This window comes from Streptomyces sp. NPDC015661 (genome assembly GCF_043077765.1).
In the GTDB taxonomy this organism is placed as follows: domain Bacteria; phylum Actinomycetota; class Actinomycetes; order Streptomycetales; family Streptomycetaceae; genus Streptomyces.
In genome coordinates, this window is record NZ_JBIBST010000008.1 from 120029 (window position 1) to 140341 (window position 20313).

Below are 20313 nucleotides of genomic sequence, written 5' to 3' on the forward strand. Positions count from 1 at the left end.
GCCGCAGCGTCCCGAAGCCCGGGAGGCCCTGCGGGGCCGAGCGGTGCGAGGGGCGCGTCGAGGACGGAGTCCCGGTGGTCACGGCCCTGACGGGCGTGAGCGCCCGCCGTTGACGGCGGCGCGGGGGGAGGGCCTCGGCCCCGCTCGGCGGTCGGAGGCCGCCGCAGCGTCCCGAAGCCCGGGAGGCCCTGCGGGGCCGAGCGGTGCGAGGGGCGCGTCGAGGACGGAGTCCCGGTGGTCACGGCCCTGACGGGCGTTGTGAAGGTGGTCCTCCGGCTGGGTTCCTCCAGCGGGCGGGGGTGCGGGGGCGCGCCTACATTGGTGGCATGCCGGTCACCGCGCCCCCCGATGAGGAACTCGACGTCCTGCGCCGGCAGGACCCCGAGGTCGCCGATGTGCTGCTCGGTGAGGCGCGGCGGCAGGCCGACAGTCTGCAGCTGATCGCGGCCGAGAACTTCACGTCGCCCGCCGTCCTCGCCGCCCTCGGATCGCCGCTCGCCAACAAGTACGCGGAGGGGTATCCGGGCGCCCGGCACCACGGCGGCTGCGAGTACGCCGACGCCGTCGAGCGGATCGCCGTCGAGCGGGCCACCGCGCTCTTCGGAGCCGACCACGCGAACGTCCAGGCCCACTCCGGCTCCTCGGCCGTCCTGGCGGCGTACGCGGCCCTTCTCAGGCCCGGTGACACGGTTCTGGCCATGGGGCTCGGGCACGGCGGGCACCTCACGCACGGTTCGCCCGCCAATTTCTCCGGCCGCTGGTTCGACTTCGTCCCGTACGGCGTCGACGCCGAGACCGGGCTCGTCGACTACGAGCAGGTCGCCGCCCTCGCCCGCCATCACCGTCCCAAGGCGATCGTCTGCGGGTCGATCTCGTATCCCCGCCACCTCGACTACGCGATCTTCCGTGAGATCGCCGACGAGGTGGGCGCGTATCTGATCGCGGACGCGGCCCATCCCATCGGCCTCGTCGCCGGGGGAGCGGCCCCCAGCCCCGTCCCGTACGCCGACGTGGTCTGCGCGACGACGCACAAGGTGCTGCGCGGGCCGCGCGGCGGAATGATCCTGTGCGGCGAGGAGCTCGCGGGGCGGATCGACCGGGCGGTGTTCCCGTTCACCCAGGGCGGCGCCCAGATGCACACCATCGCGGCGAAGGCGGTGGCCTTCGGCGAGGCGTCCACCCCGGCGTTCACCACGTACGCCCATCAGGTGGTCGAACACGCCAGGGTCCTCGCCGCCGCGCTCGCCGCCGAGGGCTTCGCGCTGACCACGGGCGGCACGGACACGCATCTCATCACCGCCGATCCCACCCCGCTCGGTGTCGACGGCCGCACCGCCCGCGCCCGGCTGGCCGCCGCCGGCATGGTGCTCGACACCTGTGCCCTGCCCTACGGGGAGGTGCGCGGGATCCGGCTCGGCACCGCCGCCGTCACCACGCAGGGCATGGGCGCCCCGGAGATGGCGAGAATTGCCGCACTGTTCACCGTCGCGTTGCGGGACGACGCCGCGGAAACGGCTCGGGTACGTGCGGAAGTACGGGAGCTGACCTCCCGATTTCCCCCGTATGGGCCCTGACGGGAGACCGAGCGCAACCGTTCGGGAGGCACGTGTGTCTCCAAGCACATGGACGGCACGGCTAGGGTGTGGGGCTGAGATGGCCAGCGATTCCTGTGGGGCAGCCCGTGCGTGATTACCTGCTGACGCTCTGTGTCACGGCCGCGGTGACCTATCTGCTCACCGGTCCGGTGCGGAAGTTCGCCATCGCGACCGGCGCGATGCCGGAGATCCGCGCCCGCGACGTGCACCGAGAACCGACTCCGCGGCTCGGTGGCATCGCCATGTTCTTCGGGCTGTGCGCGGGACTCCTCGTCGCCGACCACCTGCAGAACCTGAGCAGTGTCTTCGAGCTGTCCAACGAGCCCCGCGCACTGCTCTCCGGCGCCGCGCTGATCTGGCTGATCGGTGTCCTCGACGACAAGTTCGAGCTGGACGCGCTCATCAAGCTGGGTGCGCAGATGATCTCGGCGGGCGTGATGGTCGCGCAGGGTCTGACGATCCTGTGGCTGCCGATCCCCGGTGTCGGCACGGTCGCGCTCACCCCCTGGCAGGGCACGCTCCTCACGGTCGCCCTGGTGGTCCTCACCATCAACGCCGTGAACTTCGTCGACGGCCTCGACGGTCTCGCCGCCGGCATGGTCTGCATCGCCGCCGCCGCCTTCTTCCTGTACGCGTACCGCCTCTGGTACGGCTACACGATCGAGGCTGCCGCCCCCGCGACGCTCTTCGCCGCCATCCTCATGGGCATGTGCCTGGGCTTCCTGCCGCACAACATGCACCCGGCGCGGATCTTCATGGGCGACTCGGGCTCGATGCTGATCGGCCTGGTCCTGGCGGCCTCCGCCATCTCGATCACCGGCCAGGTCGACCCGGACGTGCTGAAGCTCTTCGAGGGCTCCACCCGGCAGGCCACGCACGCCGCCCTGCCCGTCTTCATCCCGCTCGTGCTGCCGCTCACGATCATCGCGATCCCGATGGCGGACCTGATCCTCGCGATCGTGCGCCGCACCTGGAAGGGCCAGTCGCCCTTCGCGGCCGACCGCGGCCATCTGCACCACCGGCTCCTGGAGATCGGGCACTCGCACAGCCGCGCGGTGCTGATCATGTACTTCTGGTCGGCGCTCATCGCCTTCGGCACGCTGGCCTACTCGGTCCACTCGACGTCGATGTGGATCGTCCTCGGGGTCGTCGCGCTGAGCGCGATCGGCCTGGTGCTGCTCCTGCTGCCGCGCTTCACGCCGCGCGCCCCCCGCTGGGCCCAGTCCGTCGTGCCGCCCCGCTACCGCCGCCGCAAGCCGGCCGTCGTGCCGGCCGGGGCGCACGGGGCCGCGGAGGCCGCCGGGGCCGTCGAGACGGTCGAGGAGGAGCGGGAGCCGGTGCCCGCCGGGGTCAACGGGGCGACCGCCATCGGTCACCGTTCGCGCTTCTCCGACAGAAGTAAGGCCGGGGCGCGCGGTTGACGAAAGCCCCATTCGGGGCCAATAGCAGACAAGGTGCCCCCCTGTCGCGCACACACGCGCAGGGTCACTCTCATGTGTGACCGTTGGCACACCTTATGGGTAAAGACCTATTCAAATAGTTTGTGATACGGTTCACGAGACCCGGCGACAGTGCCGAAAGACCGTAGTGCGACGGTCTGTTGGCCCCGAGACCCACCTCGGACCGGGCTTACGCTCGTCCATGACGACACCATCGCCCCCTCCAAGAGCAAGCGGAGACACCGCCATGCCGTCGAACGACGCACGCATCCTTCTGCACACCGCCGTACCCACCGCAGCCGTCGGCGCCGTCGCCACGGTCATCAGCGGGGTGGTCGCCGGTGGCAAGGGTGCGCTCGGTGCCGTCGTCGGCACCCTGGTGGTCCTCCTCTTCATGGGGATCGGGCAGCTGGTTCTCCAGCGGACGGCGAAGTCGCTTCCGCACCTCTTCCAGGCCATGGGGCTGATGCTCTACACGGCCCAGCTGCTGGTGCTCTTCATCTTCCTGGCCTTGCTGAAGAACACGACGCTGTTCGACTTCAAGGCCTTCGCCTTCACGCTGCTCGCGACGACCGTGGTGTGGGTCGCCGCACAGGCCCGGGCCTACATGAAGGCCAAGATCACGTACATCGACCCCGGAAACACGGGGTCCAAGTCGTGAAGGGTAGGGCCGGGATAAAGCCGCGTTCGGCTTCCTGCTATCGTCCGGTGCCAACTGCGGCACTGCGGACGCGGGCATCCGAAACGGCGCCTGTCCCAGCGAGAGGCTCGATGCCGAACCGCCGCCCCCTTATTCGTAAGACCAGTCCAGTGCCGACCCGCGGCTGCGCGCCGCGCCGACACAACGAGGTTGCCGTACCTATGCGCCACGCTGAAGGAGCCCGCGGTGAGTGCTGACCAGACGCTTGCCTTCGACCCGGATTGCCACATCTTCTCTGGATGTGGCTTCCCGGCGCCGGGCCTGCACACGTTCATGTACGAGCCCATCGCCACGGTGGCCGGCATCGAGATCACCAAGCCGATGCTGCTCGCCGTTCTCGGCTCCATCGTGGTCGTCGGGTTCTTCTGGGCCGCCTTCAACAAGCCCAAGCTGATCCCCGGCAAGATGCAGATGGTCGGCGAGGCCGGTTACGACTTCGTGCGCCGCGGCATCGTCTACGAGATCATCGGCAAGAAGGACGGCGAGAAGTACGTCCCCTTCATGGTGTCGCTGTTCTTCTTCGTCTGGATCATGAACCTCTGGTCGATCATTCCGCTCGCCCAGTTCCCGGTCACCTCGCTGATCGCCTTCCCGGCCGGTCTCGCGCTGATCGTGTACTTCATGTGGATCTCGCTCACCTTCAAGAAGCACGGCTTCGTGGGCGGCTGGAAGAACATCGTCGGCTACGACAAGTCCCTCGGTGCCATCCTCCCGATGGTCGTCGTCCTCGAGTTCTTCTCGAACCTCCTCATCCGGCCCTTCACGCACGCGGTGCGACTGTTCGCGAACATGTTCGCCGGTCACCTGCTGATCGTGATGTTCTCGCTGGCCACCTGGTACCTCATGAACGGCCTGGGCTTCGTCTACGCCGGCGCCTCGTTCGTGATGGTCCTCGTGATGACCGCCTTCGAGCTCTTCATCCAGGCCGTCCAGGCGTACGTCTTCGTCCTCCTGGCCTGCAGCTACGTCCAGGGCGCGCTCTCCGAGCACCACTGAGCCTCCCGGCCCCGTAGCTCCACCCCCGAAACCATCAGTCGTCCGGTGGCCAACCCCCATCGGGTCATTGAACAGAGAAGGAAGTAACGGCATGTCCGCTGCTCTCGACATGATCAACCTTGCCGCCGAAGGTGGCAGCGCCAAGACCAACGTCGTCGGCAACGTCGCGTCGATCGGTTACGGCCTCGCCGCGATCGGCCCCGGCGTCGGCGTCGGCATCATCTTCGGTAACGGTACGCAGGCGCTCGCCCGCCAGCCCGAGGCCGCCGGTCTCATCCGTACCAACCAGATCATGGGCTTCGCCTTCTGTGAGGCGCTCGCCCTCATCGGCATCGTCATGGGCTTCGTCTACCAGTAAGCCGGACCGACTGCCCGATTCTTTTTACGGAAGGCACTGATGTGAACGCTCTGCTTCTTGCGGCAGCGGAGGAGCCTCAGCCTCCTCTGATCCCGCATCTCGACGAGCTCGTCATCGGCCTGATCGCCTTCGTCATCGTCTTCGGCTTCCTCGCCAAGAAGCTCCTCCCGAACATCAACAAGGTTCTGGACGAGCGCCGTGAGGCCATCGAGGGTGGCATCGAGAAGGCCGAGTCGGCCCAGATCGAGGCTCAGAGTGTGCTGGAGCAGTACAAGGCCCAGCTCGCCGAGGCCCGCCACGAGGCCGCGCGTCTTCGCCAGGAGGCGACGGAGCAGGGCACCGCGATCATCCAGGAGATGAAGGCGGAAGGCCAGCGCCAGCGCGAGGAGATCATCGCGGCCGGCCACACGCAGATCGAGGCCGACCGCAAGGCCGCCTCTGCGTCGCTGCGTCAGGACGTGGGCAAGCTCGCCACCGACCTGGCCGGCAAGCTGGTCGGCGAGTCCCTCGAGGACGCCGCCCGCCAGAGCCGCACCATCGACCGCTTCCTCGACGAGCTCGAGGAGAAGGCCGAGGCTGTCCGATGAACGGAGCGAGCCGCGAGGCACTGTCCGCCGCCCGTGAGTCCCTCGACGCGCTGACCGACAACACGCCGGTCGACGCGACGAAGCTCGCGGACGAGCTGGCCGCAGTCACCGTGCTGCTCGACCGCGAGGTGTCGCTGCGCCGGGTCCTGACCGACCCCGCGCAGTCGGGTGAGGCCAAGGCCGAGCTCGCGCAGCGACTCCTGCGCGGACAGGTGGGCGGCGAGACCGTCGACCTGGTCTCGGGCATGGTCCGCTCCCGCTGGTCGCGCTCGCGTGACCTGGTCGACGCGACCGAGGAACTGGCGAACACCGCCGACCTCACCGCGGCGCAGAAGGCGGGCGCCCTGGACAACGTCGAGGACGAGCTGTTCCGGTTCGGCCGGATCGTGTCCTCCAGCACCGAGCTCCGCTCGGCGCTGACGGACAAGGCCGCCACGGCCACCGCGAAGGGCGCGCTGCTGCGTGACCTGCTCGGCGGCAAGGCCCACGCGACCACCGAGCGTCTGGTCGTCCGTCTGGTGACCCAGCCCCGGGGACGTAGCCTGGAAGCGGGACTCGAGTCCCTGTCCAAGCTCGCCGCGGCGCGTCGGGACCGGATGGTCGCCGTCGTCACCTCGGCGGTGCCGCTGTCGGACCGGCAGAAGCAGCGCCTCGGTGCCGTACTGGCGAAGCTGTACGGCCGCGAGATGCACCTGAACCTGGACGTGGACCCCGCGGTCCTCGGCGGGATCACGGTGCGGGTCGGCGACGAGGTCATCGACGGTTCCATCGCGGAGCGCCTCGGCGAGGCGACCCGTCGACTGGCCGGCTGACGGCAGCGACCACAGCAGCACCAGCAGTACAGCAACACAGCATCACCAGCGGCCCGGTTGGGCCGTGCAGAGATTGCAGAAGATTCCTGGGGGTCGGCCCCCAGACCCCTTAAGAAACTTCGGGCCCAACAAGGAGAGCAGGGAACCCAGATGGCGGAGCTCACGATCCGGCCGGAGGAGATCCGGGACGCACTGGAGAACTTCGTCCAGTCGTACCAGCCGGACGCGGCCTCGCGCGAGGAGGTCGGCACGGTCAGCCTGGCCGGTGACGGCATCGCGAAGGTCGAGGGTCTTCCCTCGGCCATGGCGAACGAGCTGCTGAAGTTCGAGGACGGGACCCTCGGTCTCGCGCTGAACCTCGAAGAGCGCGAGATCGGTGCGATCGTCCTCGGCGAGTTCAGCGGCATCGAGGAGGGTCAGTCGGTGCAGCGCACCGGCGAGGTCCTCTCCGTAGGTGTCGGTGAGGGCTACCTGGGTCGCGTCGTCGACCCGCTCGGTAACCCGATCGACGGTCTCGGCGAGATCGCGACCGAGGGCCGCCGCGCCCTCGAGCTGCAGGCCCCGGGCGTTATGGCCCGTAAGTCGGTGCACGAGCCGATGGAGACCGGCTACAAGGCCGTCGACGCCATGACGCCGGTCGGCCGTGGTCAGCGTCAGCTGATCATCGGTGACCGTCAGACCGGCAAGACCGCGCTGTGCGTCGACACGATCATCAACCAGCGCGACAACTGGCGCTCGGGCGACGTGAACAAGCAGGTTCGCTGCATCTACGTCGCCGTCGGCCAGAAGGGCTCGACCATCGCGTCCGTTCGCGGCGCCCTGGAAGAGGCCGGCGCGCTCGAGTACACGACGATCGTCGCCGCCCCGGCGTCCGACCCGGCCGGCTTCAAGTACCTGGCGCCGTACACCGGTTCCGCCATCGGTCAGCACTGGATGTACCAGGGCAAGCACGTCCTGATCGTCTTCGACGACCTGTCGAAGCAGGCCGACGCCTACCGCGCCGTGTCCCTGCTGCTGCGCCGCCCGCCGGGCCGTGAGGCCTACCCGGGTGACGTCTTCTACCTGCACTCCCGTCTCCTCGAGCGCTGCGCGAAGCTCTCGGACGAGCTGGGTGCCGGTTCGATGACCGGTCTGCCGATCGTCGAGACGAAGGCCAACGACGTCTCCGCGTTCATCCCGACCAACGTCATCTCCATCACCGACGGCCAGTGCTTCCTGGAGTCCGACCTGTTCAACGCCGGCCAGCGTCCGGCCCTGAACGTCGGTATCTCGGTCTCCCGAGTCGGTGGCTCCGCCCAGCACCCGGCCATGAAGCAGATCGCCGGCCGCCTCCGCGTGGACCTGGCCCAGTTCCGTGAGCTGGAGGCCTTCGCGGCCTTCGGTTCCGACCTGGACTCGGCCTCGAAGGCGCAGCTGGAGCGTGGTCAGCGCATGGTCGAGCTGCTCAAGCAGGCTCAGTACCAGCCGATGCCCACGGAGAACCAGGTCGTCTCGGTCTGGGCCGGCACCACCGGCAAGATGGACGACGTCCCGGTCGCCGACATCCGTCGCTTCGAGGCCGAGCTCCTGGCGTACCTGCGCCAGAACCACTCCGGTCTCATGACCTCCATCCGTGAGGGCAAGAAGATGTCGAACGACACGCTGACCGCCGTCGCCGACGCCATCGCGGAGTTCAAGCAGCAGTTCGAGACCTCTGACGGCAAGCTGCTCGGCGCGGACGCTCCCGCCGTCAACGTCTCGAAGTGACGACGGAAGGGACCTGACTCATGGGAGCGCAGCTCCGGGTCTACAAGCGTCGCATCAAATCCGTCACCGCGACGAAGAAGATCACCAAGGCGATGGAGATGATCGCCGCCTCGCGTGTCGTCAAGGCGCAGCGCAAGGTGCAGGCGTCGACTCCGTACGCGACCGAGCTCACGCGCGCGGTCACGGCGGTGGCCACGGGTGCGAACGACAAGCACCCGCTGACCACCGAGGCGGAGAACCCGAGCCGTGCCGCGGTCCTGCTCCTCGCGAGCGACCGCGGTCTGGCCGGCGCCTTCAACTCCAACGCCATCAAGGCGGCGGAACTGCTCATCAAGAAGCTGGAGGGTGAGGGCCGCGCTGTCGACATCTACGTCGTCGGTCGCCGCGGTGTCTCGCACTTCAACTTCCGTGAGCGGGCGATGGCCGACACGTGGGTGGGCTTCACGGACGAGCCCAGCTACGCGGACGCCAAGAAGATCGCGGCCCCGCTGATCGAGGCGATCGAGAAGGACACGGCCGAGGGTGGTGTGGACGAGCTCCACATCGTCTACACCGAGTTCGTCTCGATGATGACCCAGACGGCGGTCGAGGCCCGGCTGCTGCCTCTCAGCCTCGACGAGGTGGCGAAGGAGGCCGGCGAGCCGGACACCCTCCGCCCGCTGTACGACTTCGAGCCGTCGGCGGAGGACGTCCTCGACGCCCTCCTGCCGCGCTACGTCGAGAGCCGGATCTACAACGCGCTGCTCCAGTCGGCTGCCTCCAAGCACGCCGCCACGCGCCGCGCGATGAAGTCGGCCACCGACAACGCGGGAGACTTGATCAACAACCTCTCCCGACTTGCCAACGCGGCCCGACAGGCCGAAATCACCCAGGAAATCAGCGAGATCGTCGGTGGCACCGCAGCCCTGGCCGACGCGACCGCGGGGAGTGACAAGTAATGACGACCTCTGTTGAGACGGCCGCCGCCACGGGCCGCGTCGCCCGGGTCATCGGCCCGGTCGTCGACGTGGAGTTCCCCGTCGACGCGATGCCGGAGATCTACAACGCCCTCCACGTCCAGGTCGCCGACCCGGCCGAGGACGGCGCGCTGAAGACGCTGACCCTCGAGGTCGCGCAGCACCTCGGTGACGGCATCGTCCGCACCATCTCGATGCAGCCCACCGACGGTCTGGTCCGCCAGGCCCCCGTGGTCGACACCGGCGACGGCATCACGGTGCCCGTCGGTGACGTCACCAAGGGTCGCGTGTTCAACACGCTGGGCCAGATCCTGAACGAGCCCGAGGCCGAGTCGGAGGTCAGCGAGCGCTGGTCCATCCACCGCAAGGCCCCGGCGTTCGCGGACCTCGAGTCGAAGACCGAGATGTTCGAGACCGGCCTGAAGGTCGTCGACCTTCTCACCCCGTACGTCAAGGGTGGAAAGATCGGTCTGTTCGGTGGTGCCGGTGTCGGCAAGACCGTTCTGATCCAGGAAATGATCATGCGTGTGGCCAAGCTGCACGAGGGCGTTTCCGTCTTCGCCGGCGTCGGCGAGCGCACCCGTGAGGGCAACGACCTCATCGCGGAAATGGAAGAGTCCGGTGTTCTGGACAAGACCGCGCTGGTCTTCGGCCAGATGGACGAGCCCCCGGGCACCCGTCTCCGTGTGGCCCTCGCCGGTCTGACCATGGCGGAGTACTTCCGCGATGTGCAGAAGCAGGACGTGCTGTTCTTCATCGACAACATCTTCCGCTTCACGCAGGCCGGTTCCGAGGTCTCGACCCTGCTCGGCCGTATGCCCTCCGCGGTGGGTTACCAGCCGAACCTGGCCGACGAGATGGGTCTCCTCCAGGAGCGCATCACCTCGACCCGTGGTCACTCGATCACCTCGATGCAGGCGATCTACGTCCCCGCCGACGACCTCACGGACCCGGCGCCGGCGACCACCTTCGCCCACCTCGACGCGACGACGGTTCTCTCCCGTCCGATCTCCGAGAAGGGCATCTACCCGGCCGTGGACCCGCTGGACTCCACGTCCCGGATCCTGGACCCGCGCTACATCGCGCAGGACCACTACGACGCCGCCACGCGCGTCAAGGGAATCCTGCAGAAGTACAAGGACCTCCAGGACATCATCGCGATCCTCGGTATCGACGAGCTGAGCGAGGAGGACAAGCTCGTTGTCCACCGCGCCCGCCGTGTCGAGCGCTTCCTGTCCCAGAACACCCACGCGGCGAAGCAGTTCACCGGTGTGGACGGTTCGGACGTTCCGCTCGACGAGTCGATCGCCGCGTTCAACGCGATCTGCGACGGTGAGTTCGACCACTTCCCGGAGCAGGCGTTCTTCATGTGCGGTGGCCTTGAGGACCTCAAGAACAACGCCAAGGAGCTCGGCGTCTCCTGAGCCCCGTGCTCGCCCGAGGGGGACGGGATCCGTCTCGTCCCCCTCTCCACGCCCCCTAGAATTGACCCCAACACCCGGCACGACCGCCGGGTGGTGACCCGAGGAGCCACCCTTGGCTGCTGAGCTGCACGTCGAGCTGGTCGCCGCGGACCGGAGTGTCTGGTCCGGCGAGGCCACCCTGGTCATCGCGCGTACCACCTCCGGCGACATCGGCGTCATGCCCGGCCACCAGCCGCTGCTCGGTGTGCTGGAGTCGGGCCCGGTGACCATCCGTACGAGCGAGGGCGCGACCGTCGTCGCCGCCGTCCACGGCGGATTCATCTCGTTCGCCGACGACAAGCTGTCTCTGCTCGCGGAGATCTGCGAGCTGGCGGACGAGATCGACGCCCAGCGCGCCGAGCGCGCGCTGGAGCGTGCGAAGACGGAGTCGGACGCCGCCGCCGAGCGGCGCGCCGAGGTCCGGCTGCGCGCGGTATCGGTCCGCTAGCGGACCGCGCCGAGCAGGAGTGCCCTCAGCCGCGGCACGATCCGGAATTTTCCGGACCGTGTCGCGGCTGAGGCGATGCAGATGCAGGTTGTATTCGGTTCTGCCGGCGGTGCCGGCTACGGGACGCAGCGAGGAGGTCGGTGAAGATGTTCCTCGCTCTGCTCGTGTGCGGCCTGGTCGTCGCACTGGTGGTGATCGGGCTCTTCGTCTTCGGCTTGCGCCGGAGACTGATCCAGCGCGCCGGCGGCACCTTCGACTGTTCGCTGCGCTGGAACATCCCCGACGAGCCGGATCCGACCGGCAAGGGCTGGGTGTACGGCGTCGCCCGCTACAGCGGTGACGAGATCGCCTGGTTCCGTGTCTTCTCGTACGCGCCCCGCCCGCGCCGGGTGCTGGAGCGCTCGTCCATCGTGGCCCTGGAGCGCCGGATGCCGGAGGGCGAGGAGGAGCTCGCGCTGCTCTCCGACGCCGTGATCCAGCCCTGTATGTACGAGGGCGTCCGCCTGGAGCTCGCGATGAGCGAGGACGCCCGGACGGGTTTCATGGCCTGGCTGGAGGCGGCGCCTCCGGGGCAGAGGGTCAATGTCGCGTAGGGCATGAGGAAGCGGGGACGGCGTGCTGCGCCGTCCCCGCTTCTTCGTTGTGCGCTAGTTCAGGCCGGTGTTGATGGCGCCGACCAGCTCGCCGTTGCTGGTGTCACCGCTGAACTCCCAGAAGAACGCTCCGCCGAGGCCCTGGTTCTTGGCCCAGCTCATCTTCGAGTTGACGGTGGCGGGGGTGTCGTAGCTCCACCAGTTGGTGCCGCAGTGGGCGTACGCGGTGCCCGCGACGGTGCCGTTGGCCGGGCAGGAGTTCTTGAGGACCTTGTAGTCCTCGATGCCCTGCTCGTACGTGCCCTGCGCGGGGCCCGTCGCCGTGCCGCCGGGGGCCGACTGGGTGACGCCGGTCCAGCCGCGTCCGTAGAAGCCGATGCCGAGCAGCAGCTTGTTGGCGGGGACGCCCTTCGCCTTGAACTTGGCGATCGCCTCGGCGGAGTTGAAGCCCTGCTGCGGGATGCCGGCGTACGAGGTGAGCGGGGAGTGCGGGGCCGTCGGGCCCTGCGCCGCCCAGGCGCCGAAGAAGTCGTACGTCATGACGTTGAACCAGTTCATGTACTGCGCGGCGCCCGCGTAGTCGGCGGCGTCGATCTTGCCGCCGGTGGAGGCGTCGGCCGTGACGGCCGCGGTGACCAGGGCGTTCGCACCGAACTTGGCGCGCATGGCCTGCATCATGTTCTTGAAGGAGGCCGCGCCGCTGGTGTCGCAGGACAGACCGCAGGCGTTGGGGTACTCCCAGTCCAGGTCGATGCCGTCGAAGACGTCGGCCCAGCGCGGGTCCTCGACCAGGTCGTAGCAGGACTGGGCGAAGGCGGCCGGGTTCTGCACGGCCTGGCCGAAGCCGCCGGACCAGGTCCAGCCGCCGAAGGACCAGAGGATCTTGATGTTCGGGTAGGCCTTCTTCAGCTTGCGGAGCTGGTTGAAGTTGCCGCGCAGCGGCTGGTCCCAGGTGTCGGCGACACCGTCCACGGACTGGTCGGCGGTGTAGGCCTTGTCGTAGTCGGCGTAGGAGTCGCCGATGGTGCACTTGCCGCCGGTGACGTTGCCGAAGGCGTAGTTGATGTGGGTGATCTTGGACGCGGAGCCCGAGGTCACGATGTTCTTCACGTGGTAGTTGCGGCCGTAGACGCCCCAGTTGGTGAAGTAGCCCATCTTCACGGCGTTCGGGAGGGGCTGGCCGCCGCCTCCGCCGGTGGTGTGGACGGCGACCGGGCCGGCGGCGGGGCCGGTCTGGTCGATCGTGTCGCGGGCGACGACGGTGTACGCGTAGTCGGTGCCGGCGGTGAGACCGCTGTCGGTGAAGGTGAGGCCGGTGGTGGTGGTCACCTTGGTGCCGTCGCGCAGGACGTCGTAGTTCTTGACGCCCTTGTCGTCGGTGGCCGCGGTCCAGGTGAGCTTCGCCGAGGTGTCGGTGATGTTCGAGGCGACCGGGGTGCCGGGGGCGGAGGGCGGGTTGTCGCCCGGCTGGGTGGTGCCGTCGCAGGGAGCGCCGTTGATCTTACAGCCGCTGGGCGCGCCCGGGCCCGCGCCGTTGTAGCCGAAGGAGACGGAGGCGCCGGGGGCGAGGGTGCCGTTCCAGCCGACGTTCTTGGCGGTCCAGTGGGTGCCGGAGCTGGTGACGGTGGCGTCCCAGGCGGAGGTGACCGAGGTGCCGGAGGGGTAGTCCCACTCGACGGTCCAGGAGTTGATGGTGGTGGTGCCGGTGTTCTTGATGGTCCAGTTGGCGCCGAAGCCGGTGCCCCAGTCCTGGGTCTTGGTGTAGGTCGCGGTGGCCGAGGTGGCGGCTTCGGCGGGGGAGGCGAGGCCGACCATGGCGGCCAGCGGCAGGATCAGGGCGGTCAGTCCGGCGGCGGTCCGGTGTCTGAACCCTGCTCTGCGCGTCGGTGCTTGAGTGCTCAACGGTGCTCCTCAAGTTGCGGACGGACAAGGTGGGGGTGGTCCGTGGAGATGCGCGCGCCCCGCGAGCGTAGGAAGGTCTGGACCAATCGTCAAGAGGTCCAGACCAGCGTCGGCAAAGTTCTTCTAAACCCCCAACTCCTGTGCCAGCACGGCCGCTTGGACCCGGCTGCGCAGCTCCAGCTTGCCGAGCACCTTGCTGACGTGTGTCTTCGCCGTCGCCTCCGCCATGTCCAGACGGACCGCGATCTCGGCGTTCGACAGACCCCGGCCGAGCGCCGAGAGCACCTCCCGCTCCCGGGGTGTCAGTACGTCCAGTACGGCGGAGTCAGCCACCGGACCGCTCGGGGCCGCGAACTCCGCGATCAGCCGCCGCGTCACCGCAGGGGCGATCAGGCCCTCGCCGCGCCCGACCGTCCGCACCGCCGTGATCAGGTCCTTCGCGTCCGTGTCCTTCAGCAGGAAGCCCGAGGCCCCGGCGCGCAGCGCCCCGAAGACGTACTCGTCCAGGTCGAAGGTCGTCAGGACGAGCACGTCGGCGAGACCCTCCGACACCACCAGTCGGGTCGCCGTCACCCCGTCCATCCGGGGCATCTGCACATCCATCAGGACCAGGTCCGGGCGCAGTTCGCGCGCCAGCTCCACCGCCCGCTCGCCGTCCGCGGCCTCGCCGACCACCTCGATGTCGGGCGCGCTGCCCAGGATCAGCACGAGCCCCGCCCGTACCGCCGACTGGTCCTCGGCCACGACCACCCGGATCGTCATGCGTTCCCCGCCTTCTCCTCGGCGGGCAGTACGGCCCGCACCTGCCAGACCGCTCCCGCGGCCGCCGCCCGGAACTCCCCGCCGAGCAGCTCCGCCCGCTCCCGCATGCCCACCAGACCCGAACCCGTCCCCGGCGCCGACGGCCCCGGCCGTCTGCCGTACGGCGAGTCGACGGCCACGGTCAGGACCCCGTCGCCGCGGCCGACCCGCACCGTGACCGTACCGGGCGAGGCGTGCTTCACCGCGTTGGTCAGCGACTCCTGCACGATCCGGTACGCGGCCAGCTCCACCGGCGCCGGCAGGGCGGCGCCGTCCGCGGGCCGGGTGTCCTCCAGGACGAACTCCAGAGCGCCGGACGAGCTGTTCGTGCGGGCGCGGTCGAGCAGACCGTCCAGTGCGTCGAGGCTCGGCACCGCCCCCGGCTCCGCGTCCCCGCCGCTGTCCCGCAGCAGTCCGATGAGCCGCCGCATCTCGGTGAGACCCGCCACGCTGTTCTCCCGGATCACCGTCAGCGCCTGCCGGGTGGTGGCCGGTTCGTCGAGGGAGAGCGCGGCCGTGGAGTGGATCGCGATCGCCGAGAGGTGGTTCGCCACCATGTCGTGCAGCTCGCGCGCCATCCGGGCCCGCTCCGCCACCACCGCCTGCGCCCGGTCCATCTCGGCGAGCAGCGCGGTCTGTTCGGCGCGCAGCCGGGCGGCGTCCGCCGCCTCGCGGTGGTTGCGGACGATCGCGCCCGTGATCGCGGGGAGGAAGGAGATCATGCCGGTGATGACCCCGACGAGCAGCGCGTACGCGTTCTGCCACCAGACGAGGAAGCCGATCGTCACCCCGACCGTCACGAGACCGGTGGAGTAGGGGACGCGGCGGGCGTGGGCGGTCGGCCCGTACACGACGGCCGCGTAGACGACGTCCGTGAACATCAGGACGGTCGCCAGGCTTCCGTACGTGAACTGGTCCGCGACGATCGCGAGCGTGCCGACCGTCAGCGCCGCCCTGGGCGCCGTCCGGCGCATCGCCTCGCACCCGGCCATCACCACGAGCGGCACGAGCGTCGCCCAGCGCTGGGTGAACAGCCGGTCCACCTGGGTGTGCAGACCGAACGACCAGAGGAGCAGGCCGCCGAGGAGACCGGTGGCGGCGATGAGCAGGTCGACGCGGTGCGGGCGGGGGAGTGTCACGTACTCATCCAACATGCCGCACCGGGCCGGAACCTCCTCGCCCGGGCCGATCCGTCCCTCCGCCGAAGGATGTAGAAGCGGTTCCTCACCGGCGACGACGAACCGGGCCCGGCCCCACGGGACGCTGAAGGGGCACCGAAAGGGGAACCGCCGTGATCGTCACGCTGATCGTGCTCTGCGAGGTCGGCTTCTGGGTCCTGCTGGCCGCCGGCCTCGCCACCCGCTACCTCCTGAGGATGCCCCGCACGGGTATGGCGCTGCTGCTGTGCGAGCCGGCCCTGGAGGTCGTCCTCCTCGTCGTCACTGCGATCGACCTCAAGAACGGTGCCGACCCCAGCTGGGAGCACGGCCTCGCCGCGCTCTACATCGGCTACACCGTCGGCCACGGCCACCGCACCGTGAAGTGGCTCGACGGTCATGCCGCCCACCGCCTCGGCGGCGCGCCGCCGCCCCCGAAGCCCCCGAGGTACGGCATGGCGCGCGCCCGCCACGAGGGCAGGATCTGGCTGGGCTCCCTGGCCGGCGGCGCCGTCGCCACCGTCCTGCTGCTGCTCGCCGTGTGGTACGTCGGCGACGACGGGAACACCGACAGCCTGTGGAGCTGGATGTTCGCCGCGTGGCGGGCCGTGGGCATCCACGGCCTGATCGCGCTCAGCTACCTCGTCTGGCGGAAGAAGGACCCGGACGAGGGTTCAGCGGTCCCCGCCCGGGACCCAGAGCACGTCCCCGACCTCCTTGTTCGCCGTCCTGGCAAGGATGAAGAGCAGGTCCGATAGCCGGTTGAGGTACGTGGCGGTCAGGGCGTTCATCGTCTCGCCGTGCACTTCGAGGGCCGCCCAGGTGGAGCGCTCCGCCCGCCGGACCACCGTGCACGCCTGGTGCAGCAGGGCCGCACCGGGCGTGCCGCCCGGCAGGATGAAGGAGCGCAGCTTGTCGAGCTGCTCCAGGAAGCGGTCGCAGTCGGCCTCCAGCTTGTCGACGTAGCCCTGCTCCACGCGCAGCGGCGGGTACTCGGGGTTCTCCACCACCGGCGTGCACAGGTCGGCGCCCACGTCGAAGAGGTCGTTCTGGATCCGGACGAGGACCTTCACGAGCTCCTCGTCGAGCCGGCCGAGGGCGATGGCCGTCCCGATGGCGGCGTTGGCCTCGTTGGCGTCGGCGTAGGCCGAGATCCGCAGATCCGTCTTGGCGGTCCGGCTCATGTCGCCGAGCGCCGTGGTGCCCTTGTCGCCGGTACGGGTGTAGATGCGCGTCAGATTGACCATGGGTCCAGCGTAGTTACGCCCCGGCGCTCCGGAACGTGCGTGTGCCGACCGTCACGGCGAGCGCCGTCAGTCCGAGGGCGACGAGCACCCCGTACAGCATGGTCGGCGTCGTGTAGTGGCCGATGTACGCCTCCCGCACCGCGTCCACCAGATAGCGGAACGGCATGAGGTGCGAGACCACGTCGAGCCAGCCGGGGGCGAGGGCCATCGGCAGCATCAGGCCCGAGAGCAGCATCGCCGGCATCGCGAGCGTGTTGATCGCGGGTCCGAACTCCTGCGGGGTGCGCAGCTTCAGGGCCAGCGCGTACGAGAGCGAGGCGAGGGCGGCGGAGAGCAGGGCGACGAAACCGAAGCCGGCGAGGATCCCGGCGACCGGTGCCCGCAGGCCCATGGGGATCGCCACCAGGACGAGCAGGACCGCCTGGAAGACGAAGAGCGCGGCGTCCCGCAGGACCCGGCCGAGGAGCAGGGCGAGGCGGCTCACCGGGGTGACCCGCATCCGGTCGAACACGCCCCAGTTCTTCTCCATGATGATCGAGAAGCCGGCGAACGAGGCGCCGAAGAGGCCGAGCTGGAGCAGCAGTCCGGGGACGAGGATCTGCCAGGAGTCGCCCTCGCGGCCCAGCGGGAGGCCGGTGAGCAGCGGTCCGAAGAAGAGGAGGTAGAGCAGCGGCATCAGGGCGCCGAAGAAGATCTGGAACGGGGAGCGCAGGGTCTGGCGGGCGTAGCGCCCGAAGAGCAGCGCGGTGTCGCGGAGCAGCATCACGGGTCTCCTAGACCGCTACGGGGGTGGTGTCGACGGGGGCGGGGCCGCGGCCGGTGACGGCGAGGAAGGCCTCCTGGAGGGTGGTCACGCCGTGCGCGGCCTTGAGGCCCGCGGGGCTGTCCTCGGCGACGACCGTGCCCTTGTCCACGACGACGAGCCGGTCGGCGAGCGCGTCGGCCTCGTCGAGGTAGTGCGTGGTGAGGACGACGGTGGTGCCGTGCTCGTCGCGCAGCCGCCGCACGAGCGCCCACAGGTCGGCACGGCTGCCGGGGTCGAGGCCGGTCGTCGGCTCGTCGAGGAAGAGGACCTCGGGGCGGTGGGTGAGCCCCATCGCGAGGTCGAGCCGGCGGCGCTGGCCGCCGGAGAGCGCCGGGGTCCCGCGGTCGAGGAGCTCGGTGAGGCCGAGGTCGGCGGCGAGCTCCTGGGCGCGGGCCGCCGCGGTCGTCCGGTCCAGGCCGTAGAGCCTGCCCTGCATGACGAGCTCGGAGCGGACGGTCTCCTGGGGGTCGAGGCCGCCGGACTGGGCGACGTACCCGATGCGCCGGCGTACGGCGGCGGGATCGCGGACGAGGTCGTGGCCCGCGACGGTGGCGGCGCCGCCGGTGGGCGGGAGGAGCGTGGTGAGCATCCGGAGGGTGGTGGTCTTGCCGGCGCCGTTGGGGCCGAGGAGTCCGAGGATCTCGCCGGGCCGGACGGTGAGGTCGATCCCCCGGACGGCCTCCACGGGGCCGTTCTTGGTCGAGAAGGTCCGGGCGAGCCCGGACGTGCTGATGATGGGCATGGCGACCACAAAAACAGAGTCACTGAAATTTTGCAACGCCACCAAAAATTCAGAGGCACCGAAATTTCAGGGAGCCTACGATTGCCTACGATGGGGTCATGGCCGAGGGACTCAGGGAACGCAAGAAGCGCGAGACGAAGCAGCGGATCTCGGACATCGCGACCGGGCTCTTCCTGGAGCACGGCTTCGTCACCGTGACCGTCGCGGACGTCGCCGAGGCGGCGGACGTCTCCGTCAACACCGTGTACAACTACTTCCCGGCGAAGGAGGACCTCTTCCTCGACCGGATGGACGGCGTCACCCAGCGCCTCGCCCGGATGATCCGCGGCCGCGACCGCGGCGAGTCCGCCGCCCAGGCGGTCCTGCGGGAGCTCCGCCAGGACATCGGGGCCGTCTCCCCGGCGTACGGACTCATGGACGGCTTCGACCGCTTCATGCACGTCATCGAGCACGCGCCCACCCTCAAGGCCCGCCTCTTCCGGCTGCGGGACCAGGTCCAGGAGGCCGTCGTGACCACCCTGCGCGAGGAGACCGGCGCGGCCGACGACGACCCGCTGCCGCTGCTCGTCGGCGGCCAGCTCGCCTGGATCGAGGCCACCGTCGTCGGCTACATCACCGGTGAGATGACCGCGGGACGCAAGGCGACGACCGTCTCCCGCGAAGCCCTCGTCCTCCTCGACGAGATCGAGGAACTGCTGAGCGAGAAGGTCCTGACGTACGCGGTGCGCGAGGGCTGAGACCTCCGCCGTGCGTGCGCCGCGTACGTCAGGAGCCGGGTGTCAGGCGGCCGCGCCGACCGGCGGGCCCGACACCCCGGCCGCGAGCGCGCGGGCCGCGCGGACCGCGTCCTCCTCCGTGGTGAAGCGGCCGAAGCCCACCCGGATGCTGCCCCGGATCCGCTCCGGCGCCAGACCCGCCGCCGTCAGGACGTGCGAGGGCTCCTGCGCCGAGCTGTTGCACGCCGAACCCGTCGACACGGCGATGTCCGTGACCTCCAGGAGCAGCTGCTGGGCGTCCGTGCCCTCGAAGGACAGGTTCACCGCGTGCGGCAGGAACCCCGGGCCCGTACCGCTGTTCAGCCGGTACGGCACGAGCTCCGCGAGCGTCGCGAGGAACCGCTCCCGCAGCCCGGCGAGCCGGACCGACTCCTCCTCCCGGCCCGCCGCGAGGACGCCGACGGCCGCGCCCAGACCGATGACGGCGGCCGTGTTCACCGTGCCCGCCCGCAGCCCGCGCTCCTGGCCGCCGCCGTGCAGGAGCGGCGCGAGCGGGGCCCGGTCCGACAGGCCGTTGGACACGTACAGCACGCCGACGCCCTTCGGGCCGTAGATCTTGTGCCCGGAGAAGGTGAGCAGGTCCACCCCGAGCGCCCGGACGTCGACGGGCATCGAGCCCACGCCCTGGGTGGCGTCGCAGTGCAGCGGCACTCCGGCGGCGCGCGTGACCGCGCCGATCTCCGCCACCGGCTGGATGGTGGAGAGTTCGTTGTTCGCCAGCATCACCGAGACCAGCGCGGTGTCCGGCCGCAGCGCCGTCGCGACCTGGTCCGCCGAGACGCGGCCCTCGCCGTCGACGGGCAGCACGGTCACCTCGTGCCCCGCCGCCCGCAGGGAACGGCAGCTGTCCAGTACGGACTTGTGCTCCACCGCCGTCGTCACCACATGGCGGCGCTCGCCGGGCGTCACGACCCCCTTGATCGCGAGGTTGTTGCCCTCGGTCGCGCCGGACGTGAAGTAGATCTCGCTGCGGGCCGCCCCGATCAGCCGGGCGACCGCCCCGCGCGCCCGCTCCACCTCGCGGAAGGCGCGGATGCCGGCCGCGTGCGGGCTGGAGGGATTGGCGAAGCAGTGGGTGGCGGCGAAGCTCATCGCCTCGACGACCGCCGGGTCCGCCGGGGTGGTCGCCTGGTGGTCGAGATAGATCGTGGCCATATCTGTACTCCCCTCGAATCCGTACTCCTCTCGAA

The 20313-nt window shown here is 69.7% G+C and carries 21 protein-coding genes; 14 read left to right on the forward strand and 7 right to left on the reverse strand.

Annotated elements, in window-relative coordinates; all coding sequences use genetic code 11:
* The first annotated feature begins 326 nt into the window (after window positions 1–326).
* The 12 genes from glyA to ACF07V_RS22590 all read left to right on the forward strand — a co-directional run bounded on the left by glyA (window position 327) and on the right by ACF07V_RS22590 (window position 11693).
* Window positions 327–1574, forward strand: coding sequence for a serine hydroxymethyltransferase (gene glyA, locus ACF07V_RS22535; RefSeq protein ID WP_392156597.1), 1248 nt, complete (start codon window positions 327–329; stop codon window positions 1572–1574).
* 107 nt (window positions 1575–1681) lie between these two features.
* The gene (locus tag ACF07V_RS22540) at window positions 1682–3016 is read left to right on the forward strand and encodes an MraY family glycosyltransferase (protein ID WP_392156598.1); all 1335 of its coding nucleotides are present in this window, start codon (window positions 1682–1684) and stop codon (window positions 3014–3016) included.
* 265 nt (window positions 3017–3281) lie between these two features.
* On the forward strand, window positions 3282–3695 hold the full coding sequence (locus tag ACF07V_RS22545) for a hypothetical protein (RefSeq protein ID WP_329851533.1): 414 nt from the start codon (window positions 3282–3284) through the stop codon (window positions 3693–3695).
* A 225-nt stretch (window positions 3696–3920) separates the two neighbouring features.
* Entirely contained in the window at window positions 3921–4730 is an 810-nt protein-coding gene (atpB, locus tag ACF07V_RS22550; protein ID WP_392156599.1) for a F0F1 ATP synthase subunit A, read from the forward strand.
* A 91-nt stretch (window positions 4731–4821) separates the two neighbouring features.
* Window positions 4822–5088, forward strand: coding sequence for an ATP synthase F0 subunit C (atpE, locus tag ACF07V_RS22555; protein WP_024761915.1), 267 nt, complete (start codon window positions 4822–4824; stop codon window positions 5086–5088).
* Window positions 5089–5129: 41 nt separating this feature from the next.
* Window positions 5130–5675, forward strand: a complete 546-nt coding sequence (locus ACF07V_RS22560; RefSeq protein ID WP_030688900.1) for a F0F1 ATP synthase subunit B — start codon at window positions 5130–5132, stop codon at window positions 5673–5675.
* On the forward strand, window positions 5672–6487 hold the full coding sequence (locus tag ACF07V_RS22565) for a F0F1 ATP synthase subunit delta (RefSeq protein ID WP_392156600.1): 816 nt from the start codon (window positions 5672–5674) through the stop codon (window positions 6485–6487). The genes ACF07V_RS22560 and ACF07V_RS22565 overlap by 4 nt, the downstream gene beginning before the upstream one ends.
* Before the next feature lie 150 nt (window positions 6488–6637).
* Complete coding sequence (atpA, locus tag ACF07V_RS22570; protein WP_392156602.1) at window positions 6638–8233, forward strand: F0F1 ATP synthase subunit alpha; 1596 nt, start codon at window positions 6638–6640, stop codon at window positions 8231–8233.
* A 20-nt stretch (window positions 8234–8253) separates the two neighbouring features.
* Window positions 8254–9171, forward strand: coding sequence for a F0F1 ATP synthase subunit gamma (locus ACF07V_RS22575; RefSeq protein ID WP_392156603.1), 918 nt, complete (start codon window positions 8254–8256; stop codon window positions 9169–9171).
* Window positions 9171–10613, forward strand: a complete 1443-nt coding sequence (atpD, locus tag ACF07V_RS22580) for a F0F1 ATP synthase subunit beta (protein ID WP_392156604.1) — start codon at window positions 9171–9173, stop codon at window positions 10611–10613. Before ACF07V_RS22575 ends, atpD begins: the two co-directional genes overlap by 1 nt.
* 112 nt (window positions 10614–10725) lie before the next feature.
* A complete protein-coding gene (locus ACF07V_RS22585) occupies window positions 10726–11100 on the forward strand; it encodes a F0F1 ATP synthase subunit epsilon (protein WP_392156606.1) in 375 nt (124 codons plus the stop codon).
* Window positions 11101–11246: 146 nt separating this feature from the next.
* Complete coding sequence (locus tag ACF07V_RS22590; protein WP_369146544.1) at window positions 11247–11693, forward strand: DUF2550 domain-containing protein; 447 nt, start codon at window positions 11247–11249, stop codon at window positions 11691–11693.
* Between the two features lie 54 nt (window positions 11694–11747).
* Here the strand turns inward: ACF07V_RS22590 and ACF07V_RS22595 are convergent, their stop codons facing one another.
* The 3 genes from ACF07V_RS22595 to ACF07V_RS22605 form a co-directional block, all read right to left on the reverse strand.
* Complete coding sequence (locus ACF07V_RS22595) at window positions 11748–13508, reverse strand: glycosyl hydrolase family 18 protein (protein ID WP_392157051.1); 1761 nt, start codon at window positions 13506–13508, stop codon at window positions 11748–11750.
* A gap of 210 nt (window positions 13509–13718) precedes the next feature.
* Window positions 13719–14357, reverse strand: coding sequence for a response regulator (locus ACF07V_RS22600; protein WP_392156608.1), 639 nt, complete (start codon window positions 14355–14357; stop codon window positions 13719–13721).
* Window positions 14354–15550, reverse strand: coding sequence for a sensor histidine kinase (locus ACF07V_RS22605; RefSeq protein WP_392156609.1), 1197 nt, complete (start codon window positions 15548–15550; stop codon window positions 14354–14356). The genes ACF07V_RS22600 and ACF07V_RS22605 overlap by 4 nt, the downstream gene beginning before the upstream one ends.
* 137 nt (window positions 15551–15687) lie before the next feature.
* Between ACF07V_RS22605 and ACF07V_RS22610 the strand changes: the two genes are divergently transcribed.
* Window positions 15688–16311, forward strand: a complete 624-nt coding sequence (locus ACF07V_RS22610; protein WP_392156610.1) for a hypothetical protein — start codon at window positions 15688–15690, stop codon at window positions 16309–16311.
* Here ACF07V_RS22610 and ACF07V_RS22615 read toward each other — a convergent pair.
* From ACF07V_RS22615 to ACF07V_RS22625, 3 genes are read right to left on the reverse strand one after another with little or no spacing between them, the layout of a single operon-like run.
* On the reverse strand, window positions 16228–16800 hold the full coding sequence (locus ACF07V_RS22615; RefSeq protein ID WP_392156612.1) for a cob(I)yrinic acid a,c-diamide adenosyltransferase: 573 nt from the start codon (window positions 16798–16800) through the stop codon (window positions 16228–16230). The two genes, ACF07V_RS22610 and ACF07V_RS22615, sit on opposite strands and share 84 nt — an antisense overlap.
* 13 nt (window positions 16801–16813) lie before the next feature.
* Window positions 16814–17563 carry an ABC transporter permease gene (locus tag ACF07V_RS22620; RefSeq protein ID WP_392156613.1) on the reverse strand — a complete coding sequence of 250 codons (750 nt, stop codon included), beginning with the start codon at window positions 17561–17563 and terminating at the stop codon, window positions 16814–16816.
* Window positions 17564–17573: 10 nt separating this feature from the next.
* A complete protein-coding gene (locus ACF07V_RS22625) occupies window positions 17574–18347 on the reverse strand; it encodes an ABC transporter ATP-binding protein (RefSeq protein ID WP_392156615.1) in 774 nt (257 codons plus the stop codon).
* A 98-nt stretch (window positions 18348–18445) separates the two neighbouring features.
* On the opposite strand from ACF07V_RS22625, the gene ACF07V_RS22630 reads away from it, so the two are divergent.
* Entirely contained in the window at window positions 18446–19084 is a 639-nt protein-coding gene (locus ACF07V_RS22630; protein WP_392156616.1) for a TetR/AcrR family transcriptional regulator, read from the forward strand.
* A gap of 42 nt (window positions 19085–19126) precedes the next feature.
* Here ACF07V_RS22630 and ACF07V_RS22635 read toward each other — a convergent pair whose 3' ends face one another.
* Window positions 19127–20278, reverse strand: a complete 1152-nt coding sequence (locus tag ACF07V_RS22635; protein WP_392156618.1) for a cysteine desulfurase family protein — start codon at window positions 20276–20278, stop codon at window positions 19127–19129.
* Window positions 20279–20313 lie beyond the last annotated feature (35 nt).